Annotated in this window: 17 protein-coding genes; 14 read left to right on the top strand and 3 right to left on the bottom strand. The window is 69.0% G+C overall.

What is annotated here, in order from left to right:
- Positions 1 to 36: 36 nt before the first annotated feature.
- The 7 genes from HL658_RS26445 to HL658_RS26415 all read left to right on the top strand — a co-directional run bounded on the left by HL658_RS26445 (position 37) and on the right by HL658_RS26415 (position 6,637).
- The gene (locus tag HL658_RS26445) at positions 37 to 1,347 is read left to right on the top strand and encodes an NAD(P)H-dependent oxidoreductase (RefSeq protein ID WP_343055345.1); all 1,311 of its coding nucleotides are present in this window, start codon (positions 37 to 39) and stop codon (positions 1,345 to 1,347) included.
- Positions 1,348 to 1,356: 9 nt separating this feature from the next.
- Positions 1,357 to 1,698: a putative quinol monooxygenase gene (locus HL658_RS26440; protein ID WP_180284754.1), complete on the top strand. Its 342-nt coding sequence runs from the start codon at positions 1,357 to 1,359 to the stop codon at positions 1,696 to 1,698.
- Positions 1,695 to 2,582 carry an NAD(P)-dependent oxidoreductase gene (locus HL658_RS26435; protein WP_180284753.1) on the top strand — a complete coding sequence of 296 codons (888 nt, stop codon included), beginning with the start codon at positions 1,695 to 1,697 and terminating at the stop codon, positions 2,580 to 2,582. The genes HL658_RS26440 and HL658_RS26435 overlap by 4 nt, the downstream gene beginning before the upstream one ends.
- A gap of 60 nt (positions 2,583 to 2,642) precedes the next feature.
- Entirely contained in the window at positions 2,643 to 3,665 is a 1,023-nt protein-coding gene (locus tag HL658_RS26430; protein ID WP_180284752.1) for a DctP family TRAP transporter solute-binding subunit, read from the top strand.
- A 2-nt stretch (positions 3,666 to 3,667) separates the two neighbouring features.
- Positions 3,668 to 4,246 carry a TRAP transporter small permease gene (locus HL658_RS26425; protein ID WP_180284751.1) on the top strand — a complete coding sequence of 193 codons (579 nt, stop codon included), beginning with the start codon at positions 3,668 to 3,670 and terminating at the stop codon, positions 4,244 to 4,246.
- The gene (locus HL658_RS26420; protein WP_180284750.1) at positions 4,243 to 5,517 is read left to right on the top strand and encodes a TRAP transporter large permease; all 1,275 of its coding nucleotides are present in this window, start codon (positions 4,243 to 4,245) and stop codon (positions 5,515 to 5,517) included. The genes HL658_RS26425 and HL658_RS26420 overlap by 4 nt, the downstream gene beginning before the upstream one ends.
- A 124-nt stretch (positions 5,518 to 5,641) precedes the next feature.
- A complete protein-coding gene (locus HL658_RS26415; RefSeq protein ID WP_281378881.1) occupies positions 5,642 to 6,637 on the top strand; it encodes a LysR family transcriptional regulator in 996 nt (331 codons plus the stop codon).
- Between the two features lie 11 nt (positions 6,638 to 6,648).
- On the opposite strand, the gene HL658_RS26410 is transcribed toward HL658_RS26415, so the two are convergent.
- The 3 genes from HL658_RS26410 to HL658_RS26400 all read right to left on the bottom strand — a co-directional run bounded on the left by HL658_RS26410 (position 6,649) and on the right by HL658_RS26400 (position 8,732).
- The gene (locus HL658_RS26410; RefSeq protein ID WP_180284749.1) at positions 6,649 to 7,332 is read right to left on the bottom strand and encodes a GNAT family N-acetyltransferase; all 684 of its coding nucleotides are present in this window, start codon (positions 7,330 to 7,332) and stop codon (positions 6,649 to 6,651) included.
- Complete coding sequence (locus HL658_RS26405; RefSeq protein ID WP_180284748.1) at positions 7,329 to 7,823, bottom strand: MarR family winged helix-turn-helix transcriptional regulator; 495 nt, start codon at positions 7,821 to 7,823, stop codon at positions 7,329 to 7,331. Before HL658_RS26405 ends, HL658_RS26410 begins: the two co-directional genes overlap by 4 nt.
- A gap of 114 nt (positions 7,824 to 7,937) precedes the next feature.
- Positions 7,938 to 8,732, bottom strand: coding sequence for a GntR family transcriptional regulator (locus tag HL658_RS26400; RefSeq protein ID WP_180284834.1), 795 nt, complete (start codon positions 8,730 to 8,732; stop codon positions 7,938 to 7,940).
- A 204-nt stretch (positions 8,733 to 8,936) separates the two neighbouring features.
- Here HL658_RS26400 and HL658_RS26395 point away from each other — a divergent pair, with 204 nt between their 5' ends.
- From HL658_RS26395 to HL658_RS26365, 7 genes are read left to right on the top strand one after another with little or no spacing between them, the layout of a single operon-like run.
- Entirely contained in the window at positions 8,937 to 9,956 is a 1,020-nt protein-coding gene (locus HL658_RS26395; RefSeq protein ID WP_180284747.1) for a TRAP transporter substrate-binding protein, read from the top strand.
- Positions 9,957 to 10,006: 50 nt separating this feature from the next.
- Positions 10,007 to 10,510: a TRAP transporter small permease subunit gene (locus HL658_RS26390; RefSeq protein ID WP_180284746.1), complete on the top strand. Its 504-nt coding sequence runs from the start codon at positions 10,007 to 10,009 to the stop codon at positions 10,508 to 10,510.
- A 13-nt stretch (positions 10,511 to 10,523) separates the two neighbouring features.
- A complete protein-coding gene (locus HL658_RS26385) occupies positions 10,524 to 11,831 on the top strand; it encodes a TRAP transporter large permease (protein WP_180284745.1) in 1,308 nt (435 codons plus the stop codon).
- A gap of 36 nt (positions 11,832 to 11,867) precedes the next feature.
- Positions 11,868 to 13,067 carry a mandelate racemase/muconate lactonizing enzyme family protein gene (locus HL658_RS26380; RefSeq protein WP_180284744.1) on the top strand — a complete coding sequence of 400 codons (1,200 nt, stop codon included), beginning with the start codon at positions 11,868 to 11,870 and terminating at the stop codon, positions 13,065 to 13,067.
- A gap of 14 nt (positions 13,068 to 13,081) precedes the next feature.
- Complete coding sequence (locus HL658_RS26375; protein ID WP_180284743.1) at positions 13,082 to 13,849, top strand: SDR family oxidoreductase; 768 nt, start codon at positions 13,082 to 13,084, stop codon at positions 13,847 to 13,849.
- Positions 13,850 to 13,887: 38 nt separating this feature from the next.
- Positions 13,888 to 14,922: an L-idonate 5-dehydrogenase gene (locus HL658_RS26370; protein WP_180284742.1), complete on the top strand. Its 1,035-nt coding sequence runs from the start codon at positions 13,888 to 13,890 to the stop codon at positions 14,920 to 14,922.
- A gap of 12 nt (positions 14,923 to 14,934) precedes the next feature.
- A complete protein-coding gene (locus HL658_RS26365; protein ID WP_180284741.1) occupies positions 14,935 to 15,903 on the top strand; it encodes a 2-hydroxyacid dehydrogenase in 969 nt (322 codons plus the stop codon).
- Positions 15,904 to 16,328 lie beyond the last annotated feature (425 nt).

Genomic DNA, 16,328 nt, shown 5'->3' with positions numbered 1-16,328 from the left:
ACAAAACTTCTGGAGCGAGCCGGCCGCGGACGGCCCGTGCGGATCGGGATCATTGGTGCCGGCAAATTCGGATCGATGGTTCTTTCGCAGGCGCAAAAGATCGATGGGCTGCATGTGGCCGGCGTGGTCGATCTGGACGTCGGCAAGGCACGCCAGGCGCTGGAGCGGGTCGGCTGGCCGCGCGAGCGTTACGAGGCGCGCAGCGTCGGCGACGCGGTGCGCGACGGCACCACCTGCGTCACGGCGGACGCCGCCGCCCTGATGGCCTGCGACGAGGTCGAGTGCGTGATCGAGGCGACCGGTCATCCGATCGCCGGCGTCCGCCACGCGCTGGCCGCCATCGACAGCGGCAAGCATGTGGTGATGGTCAACGTCGAGGCCGACGTGCTCTGCGGGCCGCTGCTGGCCGAGCGGGCGCGGCAGCGCGGCGTCGTGTACTCCATGGCCTACGGCGACCAGCCGGCGCTGATCTGCGAGCTGGTGGATTGGGTGCGCGCCTGCGGCTTCGAGCTGACCAGCGCCGGCAAGGGCATGAATTTCGAGCCGCGCTACCGCTACTCGACCCCCGACACGGTGTGGGGCTTCTTCGGCTGGACCGAGGAGGAGGTCGCCAAGGGAGACTTCAATCCCAAGATGTACAACTCCTTCACCGACGGCACCAAGGCGGCGATCGAGATGGCGGCGGTCGCCAACGGCACCGGGCTGGACTGCCCCGACGACGGGCTGGCCTTCCCGCCGGCGGGCCTGCACGACCTCGCCCGCGTCTTCCGCCCGGCGGCGGACGGCGGCCGCATGGCGCGCAGCGGGCTGGTCGACATCGCGGCGAGCCAGGAACCCGACGGGCGCGAGGTGTTCAACAACATCCGCTACGGCGTCTTCGTCACCTTCAAGGCGCACAACGAGTACACCCGCGCCTGCTTCAAGCAGTACGGGCTTCTGACCGATCCGTCCGGCTGGTACGCGTCCATGTGGCGCCCCTTCCACATCATCGGGCTGGAGACCTCGGTCAGCGTGCTGTCCGCGGTGCTGCGCAACGAGGCGACGGGCACCGCCAAGGAGTTTCGCGGCGACGCCGTGGCGACGGCCAAGCGCGACCTGAAGCCCGGCGAGCGGCTGGACGGCGAAGGCGGCTACACGGTGTGGGCCAACGCCATCCCGGCCTCGCGCAGCCTGTCCGTTCACGCCCTGCCCATCGGCCTCGCCCACAACGCACGGCTGACGCGGCCGGTCGCCAAGGACTGCATCGTGAGCTACGACGACGTGGAGCTGGTGGACGATCTCGACGTGGTGGATCTCCGGCGTACCATGGAGGCGGGAGCGTCCGGCCGCCCCGGCGGGACGAAGTAGGAGACCATCATGTCCGATCAGCATCCGGAGGGCGCCTCCGGGGGCGCCCCGGCCGGCGCCTTCGTCGTCATCGCCGAGTTCGTGGTGAAAGCGGGCCACATGGCCGCGTTTATGGAGGCGGCGCTGGACGACGCGCGCTGCTCCGTCCGCGACGAGCCGGGCTGCCGCCAGTTCGACGTGGTCCGTCCGGAGGGGCTGCCCGACGCGGTGCTGTTCTACGAGGTGTACGACAGCCGGGAGGCCTTCGACGCGCATCTTCGGACGCCGCATTTCGACCGCTTCCGGCTGGCCTTCCCGCCGCTGATCGAGGCGGAGCGCCCCGTGCGCTTCGCCGGGCGGGTCCATCCATGAGTGCGGTCATCGACACCCGCACCGTCGGGCTGGTCGGCACCGGCATCATGGGCGGCCACATGGCCCGGCGACTGGCCGAAGCCGGCCATCGGGTGACGGTGTGGAACCGTACGCCCGACAAGGCCGAGGCGCTGCGCGCCCACGGCGTGTCTGTCGCCGATGACGCCGGCGGCGCGGCGGCGGCGGCCGACGTCGTCGTCTGCATGCTGAGTTCCGGTCCGGTGTGCGACGAGGTGCTGCTGGCGCCCGGCGGCGTCATCGACGTCATGCGGCCGGGAGCGACGCTGGTGGTGATGAGCTCCATCCCGGTGGAGACGGCGCGGGCACAGGCGGCCCGCGCGGCGGCGCGGGGCGTGCGCTACCTCGACGCCCCGGTATCCGGCGGCGAGCGGGGGGCGGCGGCGGGAACGCTGGCGATCATGGTGGGCGGCGACGCCGCCACCGTGGAGGAGGCCGCCCCGCTCTTCGCCCCGCTCGGCCGCGCCACCCATGTCGGCCCCACCGGCACGGGGCAGCTCGCCAAGCTGGTGAACCAGCTCATGGTCGCCACCAGCGTCTGCGCGGTCGCCGAGGCGCTTCTGCTGGCCGAACGCGGGGGCGCCGATCCCGCCCGCGTGCGGGAGGCGCTGCTCGGCGGCTTCGCCGACTCCACCGTTCTCCGCCAGCACGGCACCCGCATGATCGAGGGCGATTTCAAACCCGGCGGACCGGCCAAGTACCAGGTCAAGGACACCACCACCGCCCTCGCCTTCGCGCACGGGCTGGGCCTCGACCTGCCGGTCGCCGCGCTGGTGGACCGGCTGTTCGCCGACATGGTGGCGCACGGCGACGGCGATCTCGACCACAGCGCCGTCATCCTCGAACTGCGACGACGGAGCCGGTAACCGCACACGAACCACGAGGAAGGCGCCGGACCATCCAGGCGCCGCACAAGGGAGGAAACCATGAGGAAGCTGATGACACAGGGTTGGAGCCGGCGGTCCATGCTGGCGCTCGGGGCCGGGGCGACGGCCTTGGCCGTCGTCCGGCCGGCGAACGCGGCGGTGTCGCTGCGCATGGCGGTGGCGGACCCCGCCGGCTCCTCGGTCGGGCAGGCCGCCACGCGTTTCGCGGAGCTGGTCAAGGAGAAGACCGGCGGGGCCGTGACGATCCAGATCTTCCCGGACGGCCTGCTGTTCGGCAACGACCAGAACGCGGCGATCAACCAGCTCGGCGGCGGCTCGCTGGACGGTCTGATCCTGGCCAGCAGCGTGTACGCGTCCTTCGAACCGCGCATGAACGCGGTCAGCCTGCCCTACATGTTCTCCGACTACGACCAGCTCACCGGCTATCTGGAGGGGGCGCCCGGCAAGACGCTGCTCGCCTCGCTCGACCGGCTGCGGATCGAGGGGCTGGGCCTGATGATCCGCACCTTCCGGAACACCACGACGCGCAACACCGCCATCACCACCGCCGAGGCTTTCAAGGGCCTGAAGCTGCGGGTGCCGAACAACAAGCTGTTCGTGCAGCTCTTCCAGGCTCTGGGCGCCAACCCCACACCGATGGCATTCGCCGAGGTCTACACCGCACTCCAGCTCGGCGCCATCGACGGGCAGGAGAACCCGGTCGAGGTGCCGATGAACAACCGCTTCTACGAGGTGCAGAAGCACTTGAACATGACACGGCATGTGGCCGACTCCTACGTCCTGGCGCTCAGCAAGACCGCCTGGGGCCGCATCCCGGAGAACCAGCGCGACACGGTGCGCGAGGCCGCGGCCCAGACCGTGAGGGAACGCAACGCCAAGGAGATCGCGCAGGAATCCGCCATCGTCGCCCAGCTCAAGGAGAAGGGCATGGCGGTGAACGAGTTCCAAACCGGCGAGCTGGAGAAGGTGCAGAAGACCGCGACCGGCCTCTACCCCCAATTCGCCGAGCTGGTCGGGAAGGAGTTCCTCAGCCAGACCATGAGCTTCGTCGGGAAATCATGACCATGGCCCTGCACCCCCCGATCGCGGCCCGGGTTGGAGACCGGGGTGCCCGCATCGACCGCCTGCTCTGGCGGGCGGTCGATGCCATGCTCTTCATCGTGGTGGCGGGGCTGCTGTTTTCGGTGTCGTGGCAGGCAGCCAGCCGGCTGCTCGGCTTCGCGGCACCCTGGACGGAGGAGCTGGCCCGCTTCCTGTTCGTGTGGACCGCCTTCCTCGGCATGGCGACGGGCTTCCGGACGCGCGAGCATCCCCGCATCCTGATGCTGTCCGCCATCCTGCCGCCGGGCCTGCGGGCCTTTCCGCACTGGCTGTCGGCGGCCTGCACGGTCCTGCTGTTCGCGATCGTCGGTTGGCACGCGGTGGACCTGCTGATGCAGCGGATCGCCTTCGGCGAGATGTCGCCGGTGCTCGGCGTCGGCATGTGGGTCGCCACCGCGCCGGTCGTGCTGGGATCGGCACTGGCCATAGCCGGGAGCATCGCCGGGCTGCGCCGCGATCTGGCCGACGAGCGGGCGCAGCGAACGGTCACGCCCGAGCCAACGCCGGACACCATCCCCCTGGGCCGGGAGCACCGATCATGAGCCTTCTCCTGCTGGCCGTCTTCCTCGGCCTGTCCTTCCTCGGGGTGCCGCTCGCGGTGGCGCTCGGCCTCGGGGCGGTCGTCACGCTGTGGCACTACGAGCTGCCGCTTTCCATGGTCGCGCAGTCCATGTCGACCTCCATCAACTCCTTCCTGCTGATCGCCGTGCCTCTGTTCGTGCTGGCCGGCCACATCATGGAACGCGGCGGCCTGTCCGAACGCATCTTCGGCGCGGCCGAGGCGGTGGTCGGCCGGCTGAAGGGCGGGCTGGGGCACGTCAACGTGCTGTCCAGCTTCGTGTTCGGGGGCATCTCCGGCTCATCGGTGGCGGACATCGCCAGCATCGGCCGCATCACCATCGGCCAGATGACCGCGCGCGGGTACCCGCGGCCCTATTCGGCGGCCCTGACCCTGATCACCTCCACACTGGCGACGCTGGTACCACCGAGCATCCTGGTGATCGTCGCCGCGGCGGCGGCGGGACAGTCGGTGGGCAAGGCACTGGCCGGCGGGCTGGGGCCGGGCATCCTGCTGGCGGTCGCGCTCTTCGTCTACAACGCGCTGGTGTCGCGGGCAAACGGCTATGGCAGCGACAGCCGCGCCGGGCTGGGCGAGAGCCTGCGGGCGATCGGCCGCGCCGCGCCTTCGCTGGGCGCGCCCGTGATCATCCTGGTCGGCATGTTCTCCGGCATCGTCACCCCGACCGAGGCGGCCGGGCTGGCGGTGCTCTACACCCTGCTGGTCGGGCTGCTCGTCCACCGCGAAATCCGGCTGTCCGACCTGCCGGGCATGCTGATCGGCGCCGGCCGCACCGCGGGCACCGTGCTGCTGATCCTGATGGTGGCGAGCGCGGCCACCTATGTGTTCACCATCGACCAGCTTCCGGCCAAAGCCTCCAGCACGATCATGTCGCTGACCGCCGATCCCGCCTTCGTGCTGCTGCTTATGGGGCTGATCTTCCTCGCGGTGGGGATGCTGATGGACATCGTCGCGGCGGCGCTGATGCTGATCCCCATCCTGATGCCGGCGGCCGTGAAGGTGGGGGTCGATCCGCTGCACTTCCTGATCTTCATGGTGGCGGCCCTGGCCATGGGGCTGGCGACGCCGCCGGTCGGCACCTGCCTGTTCGCCACCGCCCAGGTGTCGGGCGTGTCGATCGAGCGGTTGTCGCGCGCCTCGGTGCCCTTCTACCTCGTCAACATCGTCGTGCTCGTTCTCATCGCGCTGGTGCCGCAGATCGTCCTGTGGCCGGCGAATTTCCTGGCCGGCTGAACCGGCGCCGCGACGGGGGCGGGCACCTGCCCCTCCGAAGGGACTGGGGCCGGTCCCCCACTTCGCCCTCGACAGCCCGGCGCCGCGACCGTTAGAAGCGGGACAGGGTCGGGCAGGGTCAGGGATGGCGATGGACAAGCTGCACGCCATGCGCGTCTTCGTCCGCGTGGTCGAGGTCAACAGCTTCTCGAAGGCGGCGGAGACGCTGGGGCTCCCGCGCGCGTCGGTCACGACGACGATCCAGAATCTGGAAGCGTCGCTCGGCGTGCAGCTCCTCCAGCGCACGACGCGCCGCCTCAACCTGACGCTGGACGGCGCGGCCTATCTGGAGGGCGCCACCCGCATCCTGGCGGAGGTGGACGAGATCGAGGCCGGCTTCACCAGCGCCCGCCGGACGCCGCGCGGGCGGCTGCGGGTGGACATGCCGGGATCGATCGGCCGGCTGGTCATCATCCCCTCCATCCACGAGTTCCACCACCAGTATCCGGACATCGAGCTGATGATCGGCATGGGCGACAGGCCGGTCGATCTGGTGCAGGAGGGGGTGGATTGCGTGATCCGGGTGGGTGAGCTGGCGGACTCCACCCTGATCGCCCGGCGCATCGGCGCCATGCAGCCGGTGACCTGCGCCAGCCCCGCCTACCTCGCAGCCCATGGGGAACCGGCCTCGCCGGACGAGCTGGACCGGCACGCCGCCGTGCAGTATTTCGGCGGCCGGTCGGGGCGGCCCCTGAGCCTGACCTTCGAGCGCGACGGCGTCACGCGCGAGGTGCCGATGGGGGGGACCGTCGCCGTCAACGACGCCGACGCCTACGTCACCTGCGGGCTGGAGGGGCTGGGCATCCTGCAGCCGGGCCGCTTCATGGTGCTGCCGCACCTGCGCAGCGGGGCGTTGCGGGAAATCCTCCGCGACTGGCGCCCGCGGCGCATGCCCATCTCCGCCGTCTACCCGCACAACCGCCAGCTTTCCCCCAAGGTCCGCGTCTTCGTGGACTGGGTGGCCGAGCTGTTCGAGCGCTGCCCGCTGCTCCAGGGCGAGGATGTCGACGGCGTTTGCGAGGTCGGAACGCCCGCCCCGGTGATCGAGGCGCAGCAGGAAACCTGCGACTGCGTGGTGTGACGGGGCCGGTGCTATGCCCCGATCCTGCGCAGGGCCGCGACGTGCATCGTGCTGCGCAGCGCAAAACCGATGGATTCGTAGAGTCTGATGGCCGCATCGTTCACCGCGTACGCATGCAGGTACGGCTGGTCGCCCACCTCCAGAATCCGCGCGGCGACATGCAGCGACAGGCGCCGGGCATAACCCTCGCCGCGGAAATCCGGATGGGTGCAGACACCGCTGAGTTCGGTGAAACCCGGCTGTTTCATGCGCTCGCCCGCCATGGCGGCCAGGCGGCCATCCTTCCGCACGCCCCAGAACCGGCCCAGCATCCCTGATTTCAGCGAGAACGGCCCCGGCTTCGTCAAGGTCGCAAGCGCCAGCATCTCCTCGGCATCGTCGGGGCCGAGCGGTTCGATGGCGGTGTCGGCAGCGGGCATCGGCACCGTCTGCGCGATCATCTGCACGGCGTCCGCCGTCGTCGTGGCCTCGAAGCCCGGCAACGGGGTGACGGGATCGGCCATCAGGAAGAACAGCGTTTCGCCGGGCTGCGCAAGACCGGCAAGGTCGGCGAGGGCCCCGGGATCGTCGGTCCCGGTGGCTGCGAAGGGCAGATATTCGGGGCGATACCGCCGGGCAAGGCCGGTGCCCGCGCCGAAGTCGAGCTGCCGTGTGGTGAGCGCGCTCCAGATCGGACGGTCGAGCGGGTGTTTCATCGGCGATTTCCTTCGTTCTCGAACGCACGGCGGTGGAGAGGCTTTTCCTTGAGGGCGTCCTCCAGCCCGTCGAGTTGGGCAATGAGGCTGCCCTCCAGCCCGTCGCAAACATCACGCACGGCCGCCTCGATCATCGGCCAGATCTCCGCGCGCGACCGGGCGATCAGCGCTTCGCCCGCCCCGGTCAGCGACAGGCGCCGGATGCGCTGGTCGTCCTTGCCCTTGCGGACCTTCAGGTACCCTGCCTTCGTCAACAGCCCGGCCGCCCGCGTCACGCCCGGCTGGGTGACGCCGAGCGCTTCGGCAAGCTCGCCGACCGACAGTGGTCCCAGCCGGCTGATGGCCGCCAGCAGCGGGTATTGTCCGGCCTGAAGCGGCACGTCCAGGCTATCCATGATGCGCTGCGAATCCGCCTGGACCTGCTCCCCGATGCGGCGCAGCCGGGTGCCGAGACAGAGATAGCCGAGCGCGCGGACGACATCATGCGCCATGTCTTCCATTCCTTGTTATATAACGTGTTATATTTTATGTCGGATGAAGCGTCAACCGGCCGGTGCGGGGGTACGATCCACGCAGGGGAATGACGACCGGTTCCGACCCGCTCCTTAGGGAACGGGCGCTTGCCGCCCCGGCTGACGGCGGGGAGTCGCGGTGTAGAGCGGCACCACGCTCGCGTCCAGCAGTTCGGGCGCGATGGTGGTTTCCAACGGTCCGAACATGCTGTCCGCGAAATCGATCAGAAGGTCGGACGCCGCCTTGGCGCGGGCGGCGTTGCGGTCGATGACCGCCTCCAGAAGGTCGATGTGACGGTCGATGGTCTCCTTCAGCCCGACCTCGCGGTCGATCTCCGAGAGGTACAGCCAGCCGATCCGCCGGAAGACGATGTGAAGCGGGCGCAGCGTCCGGTCCAGGAACGGCTCCCCGGCCGCCGCCAGGATGGTCTGGTCGAGCGCCCGGTCGTAGCCGTTGAACTCAACCGCGTCCATGGCGTCGCGCCGGTCGCGCAGGCGCTGGGCGAGGTGGAGGAGCTGGTTGCGGTGGTTGCCGCTGAGCCGCTCGGCCGCCAGCTCCACCACGAAGCGGTCCATGTCGCGCCGCAGCCGCAGCAGACGTCGGTCCCGCATCAGGTCGATGGGGCTGATCTGCAAGCCGTCGCGCGGGCGGATGATGATCAGCGTCTCGGCCGCGAAACGCCGGATCGCCTGATGGGTCGGCGTGCGGCCGAGCCCGATCATCTCCTGCACCGTCTGCGTCTTCAGGTCGGCGCCGGGCCGTAGCGTGAAATGGACGATCAGCTCCTCGATGCGGTCGTAGGCCGTCTCCGCCAGGCTGACGGAGCGCGATCCCGCCTCGGTGCGCGGCGTCGGACCGGGTCCGTCGGCCTCGATCTCTGCGTCCATCGTCGCCTCGTTCATCCCAGCCTGCGCCGCCTTCATGGGACCGACCCTATCACGTGCCACCAATTGGGATCAAAAACTGTTGCATACCCTGAGATACAGTGATATTTCACGAAATGTCAATACCGGCGCACCCGTCCGGCCCCGATCCCCGGATCGCGGGCCGGCACGAAATCGACGCCGCACATGGGAAGGGAACCTCCGATCATGCGGATTTCACGCACGCTTGCCGCGGGCCTCGTCGCCATTGCCTGCACCGCCCTGTCCTCGCCGGTCTCGGCGGAGACGAAGCTGCGGTTCCAGACGCACCACAGCGCCAACTCGCTCCAGGGCAAGGCGCTGCTGCGCTTCGCCGGGCTGGTCAAGGAGATGTCCGGCGGCCGGCTCACGGTGGAGATGCTGACCAGCAGCGCCGCGGTGAAATCGACCGAGGTGTTCGAGGCGGCATCCATGGGCATCCTCGACGGCGACGCGACCGGGGCCGGCTACGTCACCAACAAGGACGCCGCCTTCCAGTTCTTCGGCGACGTGATGGGCGGCTACGACAACGCCGAGCAGATTTATGGCTGGTTCAACGACGGTGGCGGGCGCGCCATCGCCGACGAGCTGTACCACCGCTTCAACATGCACCTGATCGGGATCTTCGTCGCCACGCCCGAATCGCTGGGCTCGACCAAGCCGCTGGCCGGCATCGCGGACCTGAAGGGGTGGAAGTTCCGCTCGCCGCCGGGCATGGAATCGGAGATCTTCCAGAAGCTCGGCTCCGGCCCCGTCGTGATGCCGTTCGGCGAGGTGTTCACCGCCATGAGCTCCGGTGTGGTCTCCGGCGCCGACGCTTCGACGCTGGCCGTCAACAAGGGGCTGGGGCTGTACGACGTGGGCAAGCACACCACCTGGCCCGGTTTCCACTCCATGCCGATCGAGCATGTGACCGTGAACCTCGACAAGTGGAAGGCGCTGCCGGACGACCTCAAGAAGGTCATGGAGAAAGCGGTCGCCCAGATCGCCGCCGAGGTGCCCAAGCAGTCCGCCGCGGATGATGAAGCCGCCGCCGCCGAGCTGACCAAGGCCGGCGTGACCATCCACAACTGGAGCGCCGAGGATCGCGGCAAGTTCCGCGCCGTTGCGCAGCAGGTGTGGGCGGACTGGTCGAAGCGGACGCCGCTGGCCGGGAAGGCGTACGAATCGCATGTCGGCTACATGAAGAAAATCGGGCTGCTGAAGTAAACGGCTGCCTGTCCTCCGCGCCCGACCATCGTCCAGCCTGGATCACCGACATGTCTTCCCAACCCTCCCCCACCGCCGACCGCGGTGTGATGACTTGGCCTGCCTGGATCTTCATCGCCATCGTCGCGGTGACGCTGTACGAGGTCGTGGCGCGGTACGTCTTCGACGCCCCGACCATCTGGGCCAACGAGCTGACGCTGTTCCTCAGCGCCATCGTCTTCCTGTGGTCGGGTCTCTACATCGTCCGCCGCGACGAGCATCTGCGCATCTCCATCCTCTACGACCTGTCGCCTCCCTGGCTGCGGCGGGTGTTCGACGCGGTGGCGCTGGCCTGCGCGCTGGTCTTCTTCGGCGCCATCGCCTGGTTCGGCTTTCCCAGCTCGTGGCGGGCGATGGTCACCTGGGAGCTGTACGGCACCGCGTGGGACCCGCCGATTCCGGCCGTGCTGAAGCCGTTGCTGGTGGTGATCGCCGCGGCGATGGCGGGGATGGCGGTGGTCAACTTCGTCCGGCGCCGCCCCCACGGGGACGGCGCCGACACCGGCGCGCTCTGAGCGGAGACCCCCGATGTCCGTGCAACTCGTCTCCGCCGTCCTGCTGTTCGGCGTCTTCGGCCTGATGGCGATCGGAGTTCCGCTGTCCTACGCGGCGGGCGCCCTGGCCGTCCTCGTCTCCTACATCCAGTTCGGCCCCAACGCCGTCGCCATCGCCCACAAGACGGTCTATGGGCTGGCGACCGAGTATGTGCTGATCTCCGTTCCGATGTTCGTTCTGATGGCGTCGCTGCTGGAACGCTCCAGCTTGGCGCGTGACCTGTACGACTGTCTGAACAGCGTCTTCGGGCGGCTGCGCGGTGGCGTCGCCATCATCACGCTGCTGATTTCTGTCATCCTCGCCGCGATCAGCGGGATCATCGGCGGCGAGATCGTGCTGCTCGGGCTGGTCGCCCTGCCGCAGATGCTGCGGCTGAAGTACGACCCCAAGCTCGCCATCGGCACGGTGTGCGCCGGCGGCTCGCTCGGGACGATGATCCCGCCGTCCATCGTGCTGATCGTCTACGGGCTGGCCGCCGACGTTTCGGTGCAGCGGCTGTTCATGGCCAGCGTGGTGCCGGGGCTGATGCTGGCCGGCTTCTACCTGGTCTATGTGGTGGCGCGCTGCCAGCTCGACCCCAAGGCGGCCCCGGCCCCGTCGCCGGAGTCCATCTCCCGCCTGGACCGGGACAAGCTGGTGCGCGGCGTGCTGCCGGCCGTCGCCCTGATCGTCACGGTGTTCGGCTGCATCTATGGCGGCGTCACCTCGGTGACGGAGGCGGCGGGCATCGCCGTCGCCCTGACCATCCTGATCATCGCGCTGCGCGGCGAATTCTCCGTCCGCCTCCTCCAGGAGGCGCTGGTCCAGACGCTGCGCGCCTGCGGTATCATCCTGTGGGTGACCTTCGGGGCGGCGGTGCTGATCAGCGTCTACAACCTGTCGGGCGGCCAGACCTTCGTGACGGAGCTGATCCGGGGGCTCGACATCTCCCCCTTCGTCACCGTGCTGCTGATGATGGCGATCTTCGTCTTCCTCGGCTGCTTCATGGACTGGATCGGCATCCTGCTGCTGTGCATCCCGATCTTCGTGCCGATCATCATCACGCTGGGCTACGACCCCGTGTGGTTCGGCATCCTGTTCTCGGTCACCATGCAGGTGTCGTTCCTCAGCCCGCCCTTCGGTCCGGCCGCCTTCTACCTGAAGAGCGTCGCCCCGCCGGAGATCTCGCTTCAGACGATCTTCGCGTCGCTGTGGCCCTTCATGCTGATCCAGTTGTTCGCACTGGCCCTGCTCCTGCTCTTCCCCGGCATCGCGCTGTGGTTGCCGAGCGTCATCCTGTAACCCGCGCACGCCCGTCCTTCGAGAGATGATCCGACGATGAAAATCACCGCCATCGAGACCCTGCGCACCGAGGAATTCAGCAATGTGCTGTGGGTCCGCGTCCACACCGACACCGGACTGATCGGGTTGGGGGAGACCTTCTACGGCGCCGGCGCGGTGGAGGCCCACATCCACGACACGCTGGCCCAGCGGCTGCTGGGCCGCAACCCGCTGCACATCGAGGCGCTGAACAAGGAGATGGTCAACCTGCCGATGGCGCAGTCCTGCACCGGCGCGGAGTACCGTGCGGCGTCGGCGGTCGACATCGGGCTGTGGGACCTGTTCGGCAAGGTCTGCGGCCAGCCGGTGCACCAGATGCTGGGTGGCCTCTGCCGCGACCGCATCCGCGTCTACAACACCTGCGCCGGCTACGGCTATGTGCGCTCCAAGAACATCCGGCCGGTGTCGAACTGGAACCTCGGGCAGGGCGAGGGGCCGTTCGAGGATCTGCACGCCTTCATGAACCGCGCCGACGCGCTGGCCGAGGATCTGCTGGAGCGCGGCATCACGGCCATGAAGATCTGGCCCTTCGACCCCGCAGCCCAGGAAACCGGGGGACTGCACATCTCAGCCGCGCAGATGAAGACCGCCATCGAGCCGTTCGAGAAGATCCGCAAGGCGGTCGGCGACCGCATGGAGATCATGGTGGAGTTCCACTCCCTGTGGAACCTGCCCACCGCCAAGATGATCGCCAAGGCGCTGGAGCCCTACAAGCCCACCTGGTTCGAGGACCCGATCCGCATGAACTCGCCCCAGGCGCTAGCGGAGTACGCGCGCTGCACCGACGTGTGGGTGTGCGCCAGCGAGACGCTGGGCTCGCGCTGGCCCTACAAGGACATGCTGGAGCGCGACGCCACCCATGTGGTGATGGTCGATCTGTGCTGGAGCGGCGGCCTGACCGAGGGCCGCAAGATCGCCGCCCTGGCGGAGACCTGGCACCGCCCCTTCGCTCCGCACGACTGCATCGGCCCGGTGGGGTTCGCGGCGGCGGTGCACGCCTCCTTCAGCCAGCCCAACACGCTGATCCAGGAATCCGTGCGCGCGTTCTACACCGGCTGGTACAAGGAGCTGGTGACGGAGGTTCCCCACATCGAGAACGGCTTCGTCCACCCCATGGAGGGACCGGGGCTGGGCACCGACCTCCTGCCCGCCGTGTTCGAGCGGCCGGACCTGACCGTCCGCCGCTCCGCCCTGTGATGGAGAGCGCCGCCATGTCCACCACGCTGTTCGACCTGCGGGGCCGCACCGCCCTGGTCACCGGCTCGTCCCGCGGCCTCGGCAACGCCATGGCGCGGGGCCTGGCCGAGGCCGGCGCCGCCATCGTTCTGAACGGCGCCGATCCGGGCCGGCTGTCGGCGGCGGCGGCGGCCTTCCGCGACGCCGGCCACACGGCGCACGAGGCCTGCTTCGACGTGACCGACGAGGCGGCCATCGCCGCCGCCTTCGAGCGGCTGGACGCCGCGGGGATCGCGGTCGACATCCTGGTCAACAACGCCGGCATCCAGCTCCGCCGCCCGATGGTGGAACTGGCGACCGACGACTGGCGCCGGGTGCTGGAGATCAACCTGACCAGCGCCTTCGTCATCGGGCGGGAGGCGGCGCGCCGGATGATCCCGCGCGGGCGCGGCAAGGTCATCAACATCGGCTCGCTGACCAGCGACGCGGCGCGGGCGACGGTGGCGCCGTACACGGTGGCGAAGGGTGGCATCAAGATGCTGACCCGCGCCATGACCGCCGAATGGGCGGAGCACGGCATCCAGGCCAACGCCATCGGCCCCGGCTACATGCTGACCGACATGAACCAGGCGCTGGTGGACAACCCGGCCTTCGACGCCTGGGTCAAGGGCCGCACGCCGTCGCGCCGCTGGGGCCGGCCGGAGGAGTTGGTCGGCGCCGCGGTGTTCCTGGCATCGGCCGCGTCCGACTATGTGAACGGACAGATCATCTACGTCGATGGCGGCATGCTGGCCGTCCTCTGACGGCCGCGCCGCGAAACGGACTTCGGGAGAGGACATCCATGCGTGCCGTCGTCATCCACGCCCCCCGCGACCTGCGGGTGGAGGAGATCGCCTGCGACGATCCGGGACCGGGGGAGGTCCGTGTCCGGCTGGGCGCCGGCGGGATCTGCGGCTCCGACCTGCATTACTATCTGCATGGCGGCTTCGGCGCGATCCGGCTGCGCGAGCCGATGGTGCTGGGCCACGAGGTGGCCGGCACCGTGGCCGCGACGGGCGCCGGGGTGACCGCGGTGGCACAGGGCGACCGCATCACCGTGAACCCCAGCGTGCCCTGCGGGCAGTGCGCCTATTGCCGCGAGGGACTGCGCAACCAGTGCCTGGACATGCGCTTCTACGGCAGCGCCATGCGCTTCCCCCATGTGCAGGGCGCCTTCCGCGAGGAGATCGTCATCGCCGAGGCGCAGGCCTTCCCGGTCGGCGACACGGTGACGCTGGAGGAGGCGGCCTGTGCCGAGCCGCTGTCGGTCTGCCTGCACGCGGTCACCCGTGCTGGCAGCCTGACCGGCAAGCGGGTGCTGGTGTCCGGCTGCGGCCCGATCGGCTGCCTGACCATCATGGCCGCCCGCTTCGCCGGAGCGCAGGAGATCATCGCGGCCGACGTGGTGGCGGCACCGCTGGCCCTCGCCACCCGCATCGGAGCGGACGTGGCGGTGAACGCGGGCGATGACGCTGGACTTGCGGAATACCGGCGCGACAAGGGCCGGGTCGATGTCACCTTCGAATGCTCGGGCAACCCGCGCGCCCTGGCCGCGGCGGTGGAAGTCACCCGGCCCCAGGGCACCATCGTGCTGGTGGGGCTGGGCGGCGACGTGCCGCTGCCGATGAACATGGTGGTCGCCAAGGAGCTGCAGCTCCACGGCACCTTCCGCTTCGACGCGGAGTTCGCCTGGGCCGCGGAGCTGATTGCCGGCCGCCGCATCGACGTGCGCCCGCTGGTCACCGCGACCCTGCCGCTCGACCGCGCGCGGGAGGCTTTCGACCTTGCGGCCGACCGCTCGCGCTCCATGAAGGTCCAGCTCACGCTGGCCGGCTGACGGAGAGATGCCATGAAGATCGTTTTCCACGGGCAGAACGCCCGCATGTTCCGCCCCGGCTTCGAAGAACTGCTGACGGGCCGCCACGAGATCCTGGAGGTCGGCGACGCCGTGGACCAGCCCGGAGAGCGGGACGCCTTCGCCACCGCCGACGTGCTCATCGGGGTCCGTTTCACGGACACGCTGCCGCGGCCGGAGCGGCTGCGGCTCTACCACGCCCCGGCGGCCGGAACCGACGCCATCGACACCGCCGCCCTGCCGGAAGGGGTGGCGCTCTGCAACTGTTTCGGTCACGAGAACGCCATCGCGGAGTATGTGATGGCGGCGCTGCTGGCGCGGCATGTCCCGCTGGCCGACGCCGACGCGCGGCTGCGGCGGGGGGACTGGCGCTACTGGTCGGGGTCGCCGAATGGGCCGCGCACGGAGCTGGGCGGGACCACCGTCGGGCTGCTCGGCTTCGGGCACATCGGCCGGACCATCGCCGAACGCGCCCACGCCTTCGGCATGGGGGTGACGGTTGCCAACCGCAGCCCGGTTCCCGTCTCCGCCCTGGTCGACCGCTCCTTCACCTTCGATGCACTGGAAGAGTTCATGGGCTCGGCCGACGCCATCGTGGTGTCGCTGCCGCTGGTGCCGGAGACGACGGGCATCGTGGACTCACGCCTGCTCGCCGCCATGCGGCCGGACGCGGTGATCCTCAACGTCGGGCGCGGCCCGGTGATCGACGAGGGCGCGCTCTACGCGGCGCTTAAGGACCGTCGCATTGGCGGGGCCGTCATCGACACCTGGTACGTCTACCCCGGCGAGGGCCGACCGACGCCGAACCCGTCCAGCCTGCCCTTCCATGAGCTGGACAACATCGTCATGACCCCGCACATGTCCGGCTGGACTGCCGGCACCATCCGCCGCCGCCAGGAGACCATGGCCGGCAACATCAACCGGCTCATGGCCGGCGACGCGCTGGTGAACCGGCTGCTCTGACCGTTTCGGTTCGGCGGGCGGGCTCCTCTCGGGTCCGCCGCCGGGCATGGCGACGATCACGTCCCCGTCGAACCTGCCGACCGCGCCACGCATCACGCTACAACGTCGTCGATACTCCACCTGTCACACGTCGTCAAAAGGCCGAGCGCATCGCGCTGCGGCCCGCTTCCGGCTGCGCTCCCCATAGTGGTCGCCCTCGCAAGGCCGATTCGATCCGTTCGGGCACCATGATTCGGCCGAAAGCGCATACAAATGAACAACAAAAACAGTGATGGCCGCCGCCTCGGCGTACGTATGTAATGTCAAAAAAGACCCGTTGATACATTTGTATTCGAATATTGTCTGGTTTGATTACTATTTCTTTGGTGTTTGACACTAAAGACTCAGAACCATATTTTCAATTCGCCAAAGAAGACAAGCGGAAA

It is taken from the genome of Azospirillum oleiclasticum (assembly GCF_013423485.1).
GTDB classification, from domain to species: domain Bacteria; phylum Pseudomonadota; class Alphaproteobacteria; order Azospirillales; family Azospirillaceae; genus Azospirillum; species Azospirillum oleiclasticum.
Note: the sequence above shows the minus strand (reverse complement) of the source record. Positions and strands in the feature narration are given on the sequence as shown.

Coding starts and splice junctions, on each gene's coding strand:
- HL658_RS26440 (WP_180284754.1), top strand. CDS start 1,357: ATGTCCGATCAGCATCCGGAGGGCGCCTCCGGGGGCGCCCCGGCCGGC.
- HL658_RS26435 (WP_180284753.1), top strand. CDS start 1,695: ATGAGTGCGGTCATCGACACCCGCACCGTCGGGCTGGTCGGCACCGGC.
- HL658_RS26430 (WP_180284752.1), top strand. CDS start 2,643: ATGAGGAAGCTGATGACACAGGGTTGGAGCCGGCGGTCCATGCTGGCG.
- HL658_RS26425 (WP_180284751.1), top strand. CDS start 3,668: ATGGCCCTGCACCCCCCGATCGCGGCCCGGGTTGGAGACCGGGGTGCC.
- HL658_RS26420 (WP_180284750.1), top strand. CDS start 4,243: ATGAGCCTTCTCCTGCTGGCCGTCTTCCTCGGCCTGTCCTTCCTCGGG.
- HL658_RS26415 (WP_281378881.1), top strand. CDS start 5,642: ATGGCGATGGACAAGCTGCACGCCATGCGCGTCTTCGTCCGCGTGGTC.
- HL658_RS26410 (WP_180284749.1), bottom strand. CDS start 7,332: ATGAAACACCCGCTCGACCGTCCGATCTGGAGCGCGCTCACCACACGG.
- HL658_RS26405 (WP_180284748.1), bottom strand. CDS start 7,823: ATGGCGCATGATGTCGTCCGCGCGCTCGGCTATCTCTGTCTCGGCACC.
- HL658_RS26400 (WP_180284834.1), bottom strand. CDS start 8,732: ATGGACGCAGAGATCGAGGCCGACGGACCCGGTCCGACGCCGCGCACC.
- HL658_RS26395 (WP_180284747.1), top strand. CDS start 8,937: ATGCGGATTTCACGCACGCTTGCCGCGGGCCTCGTCGCCATTGCCTGC.
- HL658_RS26390 (WP_180284746.1), top strand. CDS start 10,007: ATGTCTTCCCAACCCTCCCCCACCGCCGACCGCGGTGTGATGACTTGG.
- HL658_RS26385 (WP_180284745.1), top strand. CDS start 10,524: ATGTCCGTGCAACTCGTCTCCGCCGTCCTGCTGTTCGGCGTCTTCGGC.
- HL658_RS26380 (WP_180284744.1), top strand. CDS start 11,868: ATGAAAATCACCGCCATCGAGACCCTGCGCACCGAGGAATTCAGCAAT.
- HL658_RS26375 (WP_180284743.1), top strand. CDS start 13,082: ATGTCCACCACGCTGTTCGACCTGCGGGGCCGCACCGCCCTGGTCACC.
- HL658_RS26370 (WP_180284742.1), top strand. CDS start 13,888: ATGCGTGCCGTCGTCATCCACGCCCCCCGCGACCTGCGGGTGGAGGAG.
- HL658_RS26365 (WP_180284741.1), top strand. CDS start 14,935: ATGAAGATCGTTTTCCACGGGCAGAACGCCCGCATGTTCCGCCCCGGC.